Here is a 13,902-nt window from a genome sequence, read left to right as displayed (position 1 = left end):
CCGGCCCATGCGCCTCCCGCGTGCCCCGGAGGCCGGCAGGCGCTCACCCGGACCGGCGGCGGGGCCCGCAGCCAACGGCGCGGGGTCATGCGGTGGCGGGGGCGGCGGTGGCCGTGTCCGCGTCCAGCTGCCGCAGTTCGCGCTCCAGCGCGGACACGGCCCGCCGGATCTGATCGGGCGTGTGGTCACAGGTGACGAAGAAGCGCAGCCGGGCCATTTCCTCCGGTACGGCGGGGTAGAGGATCGGGTTGACGCTGATGCCCTGCTGGAAGAGGGCCTCCGCGAGCTTCAGGGTCTTCAGCGAGTCCCCGACGATGCAGGGGACGACCGGCGTGTCCTGGCTGTCGCCGACGTCGATCCCCGCCTCCCGTGCGAGGCGGACGAACAGGGCTGCGTTCTGCGCGAGGCGCGTCACCCGCTGCGGCTCGGTGCGCAGGAGCCGCAGGGCCGTCAGGGACGCGGCGGTGTCGGCCGGGGTCATGCCGGCGCTGTAGACGAAGCCCGGGACGGTGTAGCGCAGGTACTCGACGACCGTGCTGCTCCCGGCGACGTAGCCGCCGCAGCTCGCCAGGGCCTTGGACAGCGTGCCCGACCAGAGGTCGACGTCGGACCGGTCGGTGCCGTGGTACTCGCCGATGCCGCGCCCCGTCGCGCCGATCGTGCCGATGCTGTGGGCCTCGTCGATCATCAGCAGTGCGCCGTGGCGGCGCTTGACCTCGATGAGGGCGGGTAGGTCAGCGATGTCGCCGTCCATGCTGTAGACGCCCTCGATGACGATGAGCACCCGCCGGTACTGGTGGCGGATCTGCGCGAGGAGGGTGTCGAGTGCGGCCGCGTCGTCGTGGGGGAACGGCCGCCGGGTCGCGCCGGAGAGTGTGCAGCCCTGCAGGATGCTGTCGTGGGCGAGGGAGTCGTGGACGACGAGGTCCCCGGGGCCGACGAGGTGCCCGATCACGGTGACGTTGGTGGCGTGTCCGTTGGCCAGGGTGATCGCGGATTCGCATCCGAGCAGGCCGGCGAGCTCCGTTTCGAGTTCGAGGTGGAGCGGACGGCTGCCGGACAGCAGCCGGCTGGCGGACACCGAGGTGCCGTAGCGCTCGACCGCGTCCTGGGCGGCCGCCTTCACCTTCGGGTCGGTCGCCATGCCCAGGTAGTTGTAGCTGGAGAAGGAGACGAGTTCCCGGCCGTCGACGACCGTCGTGTCCGTCATGCCGGCCTCGTGGACGAGGAAGTACGGATTGGCCAGTCCCAGCCCGGCGAGCGCGTCGATCCGCTCGCCGTGGGCGGCGACCTCCGGGAAGCGGTCGATCCGCGTGTGCTCCTGCGGCGCGGCCGGGTCGTTTGCCGGCTGGTCCGGGGGCATGGGGACCACGCGCAGGCGGGGGGAGTCCGCTGCGGCGGTCCGGTCGGGAGCCATCGCGACCGGCGGCAGGTCGCCGGACGTCGCCGGCGGGGTCCCGTCGCCGCGTCCGGCGCGTTGCCCGGGGACGGCCGTTTCCGCCGTGTCGTCCGGGCAGACGCCCGTGATCAGCGCGGCGAGCCGGGCGACGGTCGGCCGGTCGGCGGCCCGCTCGTCGAAGGTCCACTGCGGCCACTGCCGGTTGAGGGCGGTGAACAGGTCGGTCAGCATCAGCGAGTCGAATCCGAGGTCGTCGATCAGCAGCTGGTCCTGACTCAGCCGCTCCACCGGGAAGGCGCTGATCCGGGCCACCTGCGCGAGCACGGCCTCGGTGACCTCGCCGGTGACCTCGCCGGTGACCCCGTCGGCGGCCGCGTGCGGGGCGGCCGGGCCGTCGGGGGCGGCGGCGGACTCCCCGGACTCCTGGTCCGTCGCAGAGGGTACGGCCGGGGCGGTGGCCACCGGTGCGGGGAGCGTCCCCGTGAGGCGGGCGAGCAGCTCCGCCTGCTGCTGGACCAGCCGGAGCAGTTCGTCCATCGGAGTGTTCACCGGGTCGTGCGCCGGGGCGTTCATCGAGGTCTCCTCGGGCCGTGCGGGTTCTACGGGCTGTGCGGGTTCTACGGGCTGTGCGGGCTGTACGGGCGCGACGGACCGCACGGGCTGCGGCGGGACGGAGGCGGCGGCGGGGGCCTGCTTCGCGGCGCGCCTGGCCGGCACCCAGAAGGACTGGGTGGCGAGCCCGGCGACCGGCAGGTCCAGCAGCCGGCGGTCCTCCTCGGCGATCAGGGCCCGCGGGTCGACCGGCACGCCCAGGACCGCGAGCCGGGCGAGGGCCAGCACGAAGGCGTGCCCGCCGTCGGCCGTCCCCTCGACGGGGACGACGTGGACGTCGTCGTGGCCGGTGAGGTTGCGGCGGACCGAGGTGAGGAGCGAGTTGCCTCCCGTCACCTGGAGGAAGACGCGGGCGCCCTGGTCGTAAGCGGTGCGGACCGCGTCGCCGAAGAGGACCGGCGCGGACGCGTGCCGGGTCCACAGCTCGCGCAGGCGGCCGGGGTCGGTGCAGACCTCGGCGTTCACGGACGAGACGAACGGCACCACGGGGCTCGCGATCGGGCGGGCGGTGAGGCCCGAGCGGATGGTGTCCTCGACGGCGGCCAGGTGCGGCGCGTGGAAGGCGTTGGACACGTCGAGCGCCGCCGTGACGACCCCGGCTTCCGCGCAGGCCTCGCGCAGGGCGGCGAGACCTTCCGGCGTGCCGCTGACCACGATCTGTCGCGGCTGGTTGAAGCAGGCGAGCCAGACGCCGCCGATCCCGTTCGTCAGCCGGCGGCAGGTCTTCTCGTCGGTCTGCACGGCGAGCATCCCGCCCCGGAAGCGGGACTCGGCCTGCCGGAGGGTCGCACCCCGGTGGACCAGCAGCCGGACCGTGTCCACGTGGGTGAGCGCTCCCGCGGCCGCGGCCGCGGCGAACTCCCCGGCGCTGTGCCCGAGAGCGAGGTCGGGACGGACGCCGCAGTCGGAGAGGACGCGGGTGGCGGCGATCTGGACGGTGCCGAGCAGGGGCTGGCACACATCGGTGGCCGCGAGCCGCCTCCTCAGCTCCTCGGTGTCGGCATGGGACCGGGCCTCGTCGCCGTACAGCAGGTCGGAGAGGTCGAAGCCGACGTCCCCGCGGGCCACGGCGTCGAGGACGGCGACGGCCGACCGGAAGGCGGGGAACCGCTCGTGGACGTCACGCATCATGCCGGGCCGCTGGCTGCCCTGACCGGGGAAGAGGAAGGCCACGCGGCGCTGCGCGGCCGGCAGCGGGGCGTCGGCGGCGAACGCGCCCTCGCCGAGGTCGCCCCGGGCGCCGGCCAGGAGCTGCTCACGGGCGTGGCGCAGCCGCTCGACGAACGCGTCGGTGCTGGTGGCCACGATCGCGAGCCGGGCCGTCAGCGCTTCCCGGGAGCCGAGGGTGTGGGCCACGGCGGCCAGCGGCGTACGGTCCGCCGCGTCGAGTACGTCGAGTACCTCGCCGATGTGCTGGTCCAGCAGTTCGGCGCTGCCGGCCGAGAGGAGGACCAGGTGGGGTCCGGCGTCTTCGGCACGGTCAGGCAGTCGACCGGCGGCTCTGTCGGACGGCCGCTCCTCCAGCACCACGTGGACGTTCGTGCCGCCGAAGCCGAACGAGCTGACGGCGGCACGTCGCGGGGTTCCGGTGTCCGGAAAGGGCAGTGCGGCTGCGGCGAAGCGCAAGCCGGCGGCGGAGATGCCCAGGTCGGGGTGGGGGGTGGTGGCCGGCTGCGGCACGATCGTGCGGTGGTGGACGACCAGGGCCGTCTTGATCAGTCCCGCGATGCCCGCCGCGGCCAGGGAGTGCCCGATGAGGGCCTTGCCCGCGCCGAGGTAGCACAGGGCGGGGTCGTCGTCCGGGTACTCGGTGCGCAGTCGGCGCAGGGCCTCGGACTCGGCCCGGTCGCCGGCTGCGGTTCCGGTGCCGTGGGCCTCCAGGAAGCCCACGGAGGAGGGCGCCACGCCCGCGTCCTCGTACGCCCGGCGCATGGCGCGGAGCTGGCCTTCGGAGGTGGGGACCAGCGGTCCGGGGGAGGCGCCGTCGTTGGCCGAGCCGATGCCCTTGATCACCGCGTAGACGCGGTCGCCCGCGGCCAGCGCGTCGGCCAGCGGCCGCAGGACGACGACGCCGGCGCCTTCCCCGAGGACGAAGCCGTCGGCCTCGGCGTCGAACGGGCGGCACACCCCGGCGGCGGACAGGGCGCGGAGCCTGGAGAAGCCGACCAGGCTGTCGGGGGTCAGGTTGAGGTACACGCCGCCGACGAGGGCGATCCGGCAGCTGCCGGAGCGCACCTGGGCGATCGCCTGGTCGAGGGCGACCAGCGAGCCGGAACAGGCGGCGTCGACGGCGAAGCTGGGACCGCCGAGGTCGAAGTGGCGGCTGACGGTACCGGCCGCCATGTTGAGCAGGCTCCCCGGCAGGGTGAAGGCGTCGATGCTGCCGAGCTGCCGCGCCCGCTCCTTGGCGGCGTCGGCGCCCCCGGCCTCGGCGCCGTCGTCCGCCGCGTGCGCGTCCTCGGCCAGGGTGATGGCCCGGAGGGGGGCCGCCATGAGGTCCTTGTAGTCGGACACCGATATGCCGAAGAAGACCCCGGTGTTCTCGCGGTCGAAGTCGCCGCGGCCCATCCCCGCGTCGGCGAGCGCCTCGCGCGTGACGTCGAGCATCAGCCGGTGCTGCGGGTCCATGGCCCGGGCGCGGGCGGGCGGTACGCCGTAGTGCGCCGCGTCGAAGCGGTCCAGGTCCTCCAGGAAGGCGACCTGGTCGGTGTACGAGGCGTTGGGGGCCGACCGGTTGCCCGGCTCGTGGAAGGTCCCGTGGTTCCAGCGTTCCCCCGGGACGGCGGAGAACTGACGCTCCGCGCTCATCAGGAGCTTCCAGTAGGTGCGGATGTCGGGGGCGCCCGGGAAACGGCAGCCGAGTCCGACGATGGCGATGTCAGTCATGGGTCTTCCTTGTCGTAGCGCCCTGGACGGATCGCGGCCGGGGCTGAGCGGGGCGGGCGGGTCGGGACGAAGCGGGAGCCGGACCGGATGGGAGGAGGGGAAGTACCTGGTCAGCGGCGTGCGTGGGCGTGGGTACGGACGACGGTGCGGCTCGGGGAGCAGCGGCCCGGGGGGCACCGCCTCGCGACGGCCGGTGGCGGCCGGGGCGCCGGCTGCGGCACTTTGGGTCTCAGCGCCTTCGGTGCCCACCAGTTCAGGCCGCCCGCCAGGCGCATGAGCGCCGGTACGAGGACACCCCTCACGAGCGTGGCGTCGAGGAGGACGCCCAGAGCCGCGCCGATGCCGAAGAACTGCAGGAGGGAGACCTGGGAGGTACCGAAGCTCAAGAGGGTGAACGCGAGCAGGGCGCCGGCCGTGGTGACGATGCCTCCTGTCCGGGCGATGCCCGTCACGATCGAGCTGGCGTTGTCCTGCCCGGCGTCGTGCGCCTCCTTGATCCGGGCCAGGACGAACACCTCGTAGTCCACCGAGAGCCCGAAGAGGATGCAGAACAGCAGCACCGGCATGGTCGTGCTGAGCGGTCCGGGCGTGAAGCCGAGCAGGCCGCTCAGATGGCCCGTCTGGAAGATCCACACCATCGCTCCCAGGACGGCCGTCAGGCTCAGGGCGTTCAGGGCGATGGCCTTGAGCGGCAGGAGGAGGCTGCGCGTGAAGCCGAGGAGCAGTACGAACGTGGTGACGGTGATCAGCGCGAGCGCCAGCGGAATCCGGTCCCCCACCGTGTCCTTGGCGTCGACCAGTACCGCGCTCGGTCCGCCGACCAGGACCTCGGTGCCCGCCGGGGCCGGGGTCTCGCGGACGTCGTGCACGAGCTGCTGGGCCGCCCGCGAGCGGGGGTCGACCCGCGGCACCACGGAGAGCTGGGCCGGACCGTCGCCGTCGCGCCCGGCGGCCGGGGAAACCTGGGCGACATGGGAGACCTGGGGGAGCGCGGACAGCCTGCGCACGTACTCCTCCCGATCCGCCCGGGGCGCGGTGCCCGTCACGGAGACGGTGAGCGCGTCGGCGCCCTTCATGTCGAACGCCTCCCGCACCAGGTCACCGGTCTGCCGGCTGGCCGCGCTCGTCGGAAGCGCCCGGTCGTCGGGGGTGGCGAAACCGGCGTGCGCGAACGGTGCGGCGAGGACCACCAGCAGGCCGATCACCGGCAGCGCCGCGAGCAGCGGGCGGCGTACGACGATCCGCGCCAGTCCCTCCCAGAAGCGCGATCCGGAGCCCGTACGGGCCCGGCGGCGCCACGGTACGGGCCAGGCGTTCACGCGCCTGCCGAGCAGCGCGAGCAGAGCGGGCAGGACGGTCACGGCGCTCACGGCCGCGATGGCCACGACGGCGATGCCCGCGTAGGCGAAGGAGCGCAGGAAGTACGGCGGGAACACCAGCAGCGTCGCGAGCGCGGCGGAGACCGTCGCGGCACTGAAGGCGATCGTGTGGCCGGCGGTGCGCACGGTCCGGATGGCGGCCGTCCGCGGGAGGTACCCGGCGGCGAGCTCCTCGCGGAACCGCGAGACGATCAGCAGCCCGTAGTCGATGCCCAGTCCCAGACCGAGCGCCGTGGTGAGGTTCAGCGCGAACACGGACACGTCGGTGACGGAGCCGAGGACGCTCAGGACCAGCAGGGTCCCGGCGATGGCGAGGACTCCGATCAGCAGCGGCAGTGCGGCGGCCACGACGCTGCCGAACGCCAGGACCAGCAGGATCAGGGTGCCCGGCAGCACGACGGCCTCGGCCCGCTTCAGGTCGGACTCCGCGATGTCCTGGAGTTCGGCGTCGGTGAGCGCCGACCCTCCCACGTGCACGGTCAGGGCCGCGTCGGGCCCGCCCCGTGCGCCGGGGGCGGTCAGCTCCTCGCTCAGCCGCTCGGCCCGCGCACCGAGCTGCTCGCCCTCCCCGTCCACGTGCGCGACCAGCATGGCCGCGTGGCCGTCCCGGCTGCGCAGCTCCGCCGCACCGCCGGTCCAGTACGAGGTCACGGCGCTCACGTGCGGCCGGGCGGCGAGCCGGCGGGCCAGCTCCTCGCCCTCGCTCCGGGCCGCCGGACCGTCGACGGAACCGTCGCGGGCCTGCGCGACGACGACCAGGTTGGGGGAGGCCCCCAGGCGCTCGGCGGCCACGCGTGCGGCGCGGCTGGACTGGGACCGGGGATCGTCGTACCCCTGCGTCTTCAGCCGGCCGGTGGCCTCCGCGCCGAACACGACGGACAGCGCGAGGAACACCAGGGCGGCGAAGAGGACGAGTCCGGGACGGCGGGTCACGAAGACGCCTGCGCGACGGGACATCGGGGTCTCCGATTCGGGGGCGGTCCGCCCTGCTCTGGTGCAGGACGGTGGATTTCCACCGTGCCCCGGCCGGGAACGGGGCCGTAGCCCCGGCTATTCGTTACTTGACAGGAGTCCTCCGTGCGTCCTCGCCGTCGCCGTTCCCGCCTGTCAGGGAGTGGCCCCGCTGCCCCGGTCGAGATCCTTGAGGAACCGTCGTTGGCCGTCCAGGAATCCGTCGGCGAACAGCGAGCGGGGCGAGAAGAGCGCGGTGAGCGTGATCTTGAGGTCCGACTGCTCGATGGACCGCTTGAGCAATGAGTGGGTCGCGTCCGGATAGCGCTCGACCGTCAGCGCACCGCCCGCGTCCAGAACCTCCCGGTAGACGCGCTCCGTGTCCGCGGTGTCCACGTTGAGATCATGGCCCGCGAGGGTCAGCAGCACCGGTACGCCGCGCAGGGCGCGGAGGTCCTGCGTGGCATCGGCGGTGTAGTTCCTGGAGATGAAGCCCCAGCGATCGGAGGTCATCCCGTCCGCGTCGCCACCCATGGCCCGGACGTACTCCTCGAAGGACGCGTGGTGTCCGAGCAGCCGTCGGGTCGTGTCGCTCCTGGCGATCGCGGCGTCGGTCTGGGCCGGCGATGCGCCGTCGGCGCGCAGTTCGGCGAGCAGGTTGTACCGGCCCTGCTGAAGCCAGTTGATCGCAGGCGACACGGCGATGACGAAGCTCACGGGCGTCTTGGCTGCGACTTTCGGCAGGACCCAGCCCGCCTGGCTGGCGCCCCAGAGACCGATCCGGTCGCCGTCGATGTCGGGGCGGGCGCGCGCCCAGGCGATGGCGGCGGCCGCCTCGTCGGCCCGGTCGTCCATGGACTGGTCGAGCCAGTCGCCGGGCGCGCCCGCGATGCCGGGCTTGTCCCAGGACAGTGAGGCGTACCCGGCCTTGGCGTTCGCTTCCCACAGGGGCTTGTAGCCGTCCTCGTGGGTGGCGTCGACGGGGCCGTCGCCGTGGACGTACACGATCAGGCCGTGCCGCGTGCGGCCGTCCTTGGGGGTGGCCAGCACGGCCTTGAGGGTGTGGCCGCCGTGGCGGATCGATACCCGCCGCTCGTCCATGGCGTAGGAGTTCTGCCACAGCGCCGCGCCGACGAGGCCCGTGGCTGTGACCAGGACTGCGACGAGCGAGCAAACGGCTGTGCGGAGCCTGCGACGCCGTGTGGGCTGGATCTTCGGGTCCATGGAATCTGACCGCCTCGGTTCGGATGTCGGTTCGGGTGGGGTCGGGTGCGCGAAGTTGAGATCTATCAATCCAAGCACGACCGTCGTGAAAATGATAGTTTTGGGTTCTGCTCACAGGGAGAAGGAGGGGATCGGGATGGCACCAGACCCGACGGAGGCCGGTACCGGCTCGGTGAAGGTCCGGCGCGGCGTTCCCGCCGGCGCCGAGCGGCGGGCGGCCGAGCTGTACTGGGAGGCGTTCGGCCGAAAGCTCGGCCCCGCGCTGAACCCGCCGGACAAGGCGGTGCCCTTCATCGCCGCGCACCTGAACGCCGATCGCGCGGTGTGCGCGCTCCTCGACGGGCAGCTCGTCGGCCTCGCCGGCTACCAGCTCGGCGGTCGTGCCCTGACCGGGGGATCGGCCTCGGCCGTGCTGCGCGCGTACGGACACCTTCGGGGACTGCGCAGACTCCCGCTCCTCGCCCTGTTCGAACGCCACCCGGCCCCTGGACAGCTCGTCATGGACGGCATCGCCGTGGACACGGCCCTGCGCAGCCGTGGCATCGGGAGCCTGCTCATCGAGGAAGTGGCCGCCGTCGCGGCGGAGCAGCGCTGCCGGGAGATCAGACTGGATGTGATCGACATCAATCCGCGGGCCCGAGCCCTCTACGAGCAGCGCGGCTTCACCGCCGTCCGCACCGCGCGCACGCCCTACCTGCGCGGGCTGCTGGGGTTCGGAGCGGTGACCACCATGCGTCGGGCCGTCGCGATGACAGGGGAGAGGGAACTGTGAGCACCGAGGCCGACCACGTCGAGGTCCCCACCCGCATGCTCGTCCACGCACTGATCCGCGAGGACGGCACCGTCGGCGCGGACGAGCTGTACACCGTCGCCAACACGCTGGGCATGAGCGATCAGCAGGTGCGGCTGTGCGTCAAACGCCTCGTGGCCGAGGGCCGGTTCACGCACGAGGGCCGCGGCCGCAAGGCGCAGCTGCACGCGACCGCGGACACCATGCGCGTCCTCGCCCCGAACGCGGACTTCCTCCGGCACGCGTTCGCACAGGATGCCGGGCTCGCGCCCTGGGACGGTGTTTGGCACCTGGCCGCCTTCGCGGTGCCCGAATCGGCGCGCTCGGCCCGGGACGCCCTGCGTGAAACCCTCGTCCACCTCGGTGGCGCCCCGCTCCAGGGCGGACTGTACGTGTGCGCCAATGCCTGGGAACCGTACGTCGAGGAAGCGGCGCACAGCCTCGGCGCCCATGACGCGCTCACCCTCCTCACCACGACGGACCTGCGCAGGGGCGAGACCCGGGAGCCTGCCGAACTCGCCCGAGAGCTGTGGCCCCTGGAGGAGATCGCCGACCGCTACCACCGCCTCGGCCGCATCACCCGGCCCCGCCTCGCCCGCCTCACCGGCCCCGCGGAACTCTCCTCGTCCGCACTCCTCACCATCGCGGTCGAGCTGGCCGCCGAACTCACCCGCGCCATGGAACCCGATCCGCTGCTGCCGCCTCAGCTCCTGCCCCAGCCCTGGCCCGGCACCCGGGCCAGGGAGCACATCGCCCAGTGCTGGGCGGCCGTGTACGCACGCGACCAGGGCGAAGCCCGCCCGGCCCTCTTCCGCCGCTACGCCGACATCACCCGGGAAGCAGCGGACCGGGTCACGCGCTGACGACGGAACGGGACCCGGCCTCCGGCGTGAGGGAGGTCGAGGCAGTCGTCATGACGAAACCCGGAGGCGCATGCTTCCGGGTTCGTCTCGCCGTGCGGGGACCGGTCAGTCGGTCAGGTACGCGCGCAGGACCGTGACTTCGGACGTGTTGCCCGCGGTGTCGACCACCGTGCCGCGCAGGGAGGCGTGGCCGCCCGGCGGCGGGGTCTGCGTGGTGACCGCCCCGTCCTGGACCGGCAGGGTCTGCCAGGTGTAGCCGTCGTCGTAGGAGACGGACACCGTCAGGGACTTCAGTCCCTTGCCGGCTGCCGGGCCCTGGACGGTGACGGGCACGCGGAGCGGGTGGCCCGCGTTGACGGTCCCGTCCAGACGTACCGGAGGAGCGAACCGGACGACGGAGGCGGGCAGTTGCACCGGGGTGCCGGCCTCGGCGGTGTCGGAGCGGAACCACCAGGTCGCGGTCACCTTGGACGAGGTGCGGCTGACGGTCTCGGACTGGGTGGAAGAGGCCACCAGCTTGTAGGAGGCCTCACCGGACGCGACGGCGAAGGGCTTGGCGTCGCGGAGTTCGGCTGCCTGATTGCCGACGACGACGCCGTTGCGGTACAGCACGGTCCTGCCCTTGGCGTGGAAGCCGGTGCCGTCGTGCCCGGCGCCGTCCGCGAGCAGCGGCAGCGTGCCCCACACCTGGTCGCCCTTGCGGTAGAGGCCGAGCCCGGCCGCGGTGTCCACCCGTGGCCCGGCAGCGGCGGTGTTGAAGCGTTCCCGGTGGGTGCGACCGCCCGCGTAGGCGCGTTCCACGGCGTACGAGGTCTCCGCGACCTGGAAGCCGTCCCCGTCCAGGCCGAACTGGGAGGCGGACAGCGCCCACTTCACGCCGTCGACCGAGGAGAGGTGCATCGTCACCGTGGTCGGCAAGGGCCGCGGGTACCACATGGAGCTCGGGCCGCCGTTGCCCGGTAGCCGGCCGACCGCTCGTACGACGCCTTCCTTTCCGGGGGCCGAGGAGCCGTGATCGACGGTGACGGTGGCCAGGTCGGAGGCCTTCAGGTGGCGGGTGTAGCCGGTGGCCGGAGTGCGCACCGGGCCGCCGAGCGTGGTGTGGTACTCCTCGGTCTCGGACACCGCGTGCTTGTCCCACCGCTGGGTCAGACTGGTTCCGGCGGCCGGCTCGGGCCCCTGGCCGCGAGTGCGCAGGGGGATTGCGGAGTGCAGCCACCATCCGAAGGTGTAGCCGACCTTGCCGACGCGCAACTCGTAGCTGGGGGTGGTGAACCCGTCGACGGGCGTGTCCGAGGGCACCGTGATGTCCACCGGCCTGGTGGTGCGGGCGTCGACCGTGACCGTGGTGGCGCGGGTGACGTCGAGGCGGGGCTGGGAGATCCAGTCGAGGCCCTCCTCGCTGTTCTGCGGGTCGGCCCAGAGGTGCGAGTCGAGCATGTAGCTGCCCTTGGGGACGCGGATGGTCCGGGAGTCGGAGCCCTCGTGGTTGGTGAAGCTCCTGCCGGTGGCCAGGCCGCTCACGCCCTGGAGGCTGCTGAAGTAGGCGGCCGGCCGCTTGCCGTCCCGGCCGATGTGGCGGATGGTCAGCGCGTACGTCTCGACCTCGCGATCGGCGACGATCGCGGTACGGACGCTCTGCCCGGCCGCGGTCGCCACCGCGTGCGCGGTGTACCGGCCGTTGACGGAGCCGCCGAGCCGGGTGTCCAGGGTGAGGTCCACCGACGCGGTCCGGCCGGCGGGGACCGTGACCCGCGGTCGGGCGAAGGCGAGGAAGCCGGCCGGGGCGGGCCTGCCGTCGGGGCCGGTGGCGGTGACGGACAGGTTCAGGGTGACCGGTGCGGTGCCCAGGTTGCGGTAGGTGACCTTGCGGGTGACGGGGACGTCGTCCTCGTGCGGCCACTGCTGGTCGGCGAAGGCCAGCGCGAGGGGTTCGGCGACCACCGACTGGCCGAGCGCCCGGGCGACCGAGATCCGGCCGCTGCCCTGCTGGAAGGCGTTGTAGGGGCCGGCCTGGGTGGAGCCGGTGAGGATCCCCTTGATCTGGGCCCCGGTCCACGTCGGGTGCTGCTGCTTGAGCAGGGCGGCGGCGCCGGCCGCGTGCGGCGCGGCCATGGAGGTGCCGGAGAGGGTGAGGTAGCCCGCCGGGTTCTGGCCGACCTTGCGTTCGATGGCGCTGCCGACGGCGGCGGCCGCGGTGATGCCCACGCCCGGGGCCGTGACGTCGGGTTTGACGGCGCCGTCGCCGGCGCGGGGGCCGATGCCCGAGAAGTCGGCGAGGACGTCGGCCTTGTCGACGGCGCCCACGGTGAGGGCGGCGTCGGCGCTGCCGGGGGAGTCGATCGTGCCCGGCCCGGCCTTCCCGTCGTTGCCGGCGGCGACGGCGAAGAGGATCCCCTGGTCGGCGGAGAGCCGGTTCACGGCGGCTTCGACCGGGTCGATCCCGGGCGCGTCGGGGCCCCCGAGGCTGAGGTTGACGACCTGGGCGCCCTGCGTGACCGCCCACTCGATGCCGGCCAGGATCCCGGAGTCGCTGCCGTAGCCTTCGTCGCCGAGGACCTTGCCGTTGAGCAGCTTGGCTCCCGGCGCCACGCCCTTGTACTTCCCTCCCGACCTGGCCCCGGTACCGGCGGCGATGGAGGCGACGTGGGTGCCGTGGCCGTAGCGGTCCGCGGTGCTGCCGGATCCGGAGAAGTCCGCCGCGGCGACGACCCGGCCGGCCAGGTCGGGGTGGGCCGTGTCGATGCCGGTGTCGAGGATGGCGATCTTCACGCCGGTGCCGTCGTAGCCGGCGGCCCAGGCCTGGTCGGCGCCGATCTGCCGCGTGCTCCTGTCCAGGCCGGCGGCGCGGACACCGTCGAGCCACACGGAGGCGATGCCGGACGGGGCATCGAGACGGGCGGCGCCGCCCTCCTGGCCGGTGAGCCCCTTCCAGAGCGCGGCGGCACTTGCCGGGGTTGCGGTCACGGCCTCCGCGTCGAGCAGTCCGTACGTACGATCCACGCGCGGGCCGCCCGCGGAACGCAGGGCGGACTTGGCGGCCGGGGCGGCGCCGTCGTAGCGGACGATCAGCTTCAGCTGGTCGCCGCGTGCCGTGCGGTACTCGCGGCGGGAGAGTTCGGTGAGATCGAAGAGGCGGGGATCGAGCCGGCCGGACTCGATCAGGTGCCGGGCATCGAGCGGGACGAGCCTGCTGCCGCCTTCGTTACGGCGGACCGACACGGGTATCTTCTCCCGCCCCTTGGCCGGCGCGAAGCCGACCGGGCGGCCTTCGGAGTCCACGGTGACCTGGTCCCCCGTGACCAGGGTCAGTTGGGTGAACCCCTGCCCGGCGGCGGGCGGTTGACCCGCTCCGACGCCCGAGCCGCCGGTCATGGGCGCGGCGGCGACGGGTGTGGTGAGACCCGCCGTGAGTGCGATGGCGGCGACGGCCGCCGAGGCGGCCGCCGACGTTCTCCGAATACGAGGTGTGCGCACGTCAATTCCCCCTGGAAGACAAGCGATCACCGACGGGAAGAAGGCACCGCGGTGTGCTCGCAGTATTGCCCGGCGGCTGATGACCGATCCATGACCGTTTCGCAACGGTTGACGGCGGGTGGGACTCCGTCGGGCGAAACTCCGTGGGAACCGGCACGGACGGAGCCCCGCGGCCGGACGCGCCTCGACCCTGGCGCGGGTGGTCTTCGACCCACTCGGCAGCGGTTCACGAGCGCGCCGCCGGACCTTGATCGGACGACCCAACCGATGGTCACCAGCCGTGTGTTGCGGGGGTGTTGCACGTTTGTGGACATCCCGGGG

6 protein-coding genes are annotated in these 13,902 nt (G+C 73.2%); 2 read left to right on the top strand and 4 right to left on the bottom strand.

The genetic code is table 11. The annotated features are described in order from the left end of the window. Positions 1-85: 85 nt before the first annotated feature. From ABZY57_RS06035 to ABZY57_RS06025, 3 genes are all read right to left on the bottom strand, one after another. Positions 86-4,897 carry an aminotransferase class I/II-fold pyridoxal phosphate-dependent enzyme gene (locus ABZY57_RS06035; RefSeq protein ID WP_356508586.1) on the bottom strand — a complete coding sequence of 1,604 codons (4,812 nt, stop codon included), beginning with the start codon at positions 4,895-4,897 and terminating at the stop codon, positions 86-88. Positions 4,898-5,007: 110 nt separating this feature from the next. Further along, on the bottom strand, positions 5,008-7,233 hold the full coding sequence (locus ABZY57_RS06030) for an MMPL family transporter (protein ID WP_356508584.1): 2,226 nt from the start codon (positions 7,231-7,233) through the stop codon (positions 5,008-5,010). Between the two features lie 150 nt (positions 7,234-7,383). Beyond that, positions 7,384-8,451 carry an alpha/beta hydrolase gene (locus tag ABZY57_RS06025; RefSeq protein WP_356508582.1) on the bottom strand — a complete coding sequence of 356 codons (1,068 nt, stop codon included), beginning with the start codon at positions 8,449-8,451 and terminating at the stop codon, positions 7,384-7,386. A 136-nt stretch (positions 8,452-8,587) separates the two neighbouring features. On the opposite strand from ABZY57_RS06025, the gene ABZY57_RS06020 reads away from it, so the two are divergent. Both ABZY57_RS06020 and ABZY57_RS06015 read left to right on the top strand, forming a co-directional pair. Then, positions 8,588-9,223: a GNAT family N-acetyltransferase gene (locus tag ABZY57_RS06020; RefSeq protein ID WP_356508580.1), complete on the top strand. Its 636-nt coding sequence runs from the start codon at positions 8,588-8,590 to the stop codon at positions 9,221-9,223. 35 nt (positions 9,224-9,258) lie between these two features. Next, positions 9,259-10,104 carry a PaaX family transcriptional regulator C-terminal domain-containing protein gene (locus ABZY57_RS06015; RefSeq protein WP_356508675.1) on the top strand — a complete coding sequence of 282 codons (846 nt, stop codon included), beginning with the start codon at positions 9,259-9,261 and terminating at the stop codon, positions 10,102-10,104. A 105-nt stretch (positions 10,105-10,209) separates the two neighbouring features. On the opposite strand, the gene ABZY57_RS06010 is transcribed toward ABZY57_RS06015, so the two are convergent. Continuing rightward, on the bottom strand, positions 10,210-13,581 hold the full coding sequence (locus ABZY57_RS06010) for a S8 family serine peptidase (RefSeq protein ID WP_356508578.1): 3,372 nt from the start codon (positions 13,579-13,581) through the stop codon (positions 10,210-10,212). Between the last annotated feature and the right edge of the window lie 321 nt (positions 13,582-13,902).

This window comes from Streptomyces sp. NPDC006450 (assembly GCF_040612195.1).
Lineage (GTDB): Bacteria > Actinomycetota > Actinomycetes > Streptomycetales > Streptomycetaceae > Streptomyces.
Note: the sequence above shows the minus strand (reverse complement) of the source record. Positions and strands in the feature narration are given on the sequence as shown.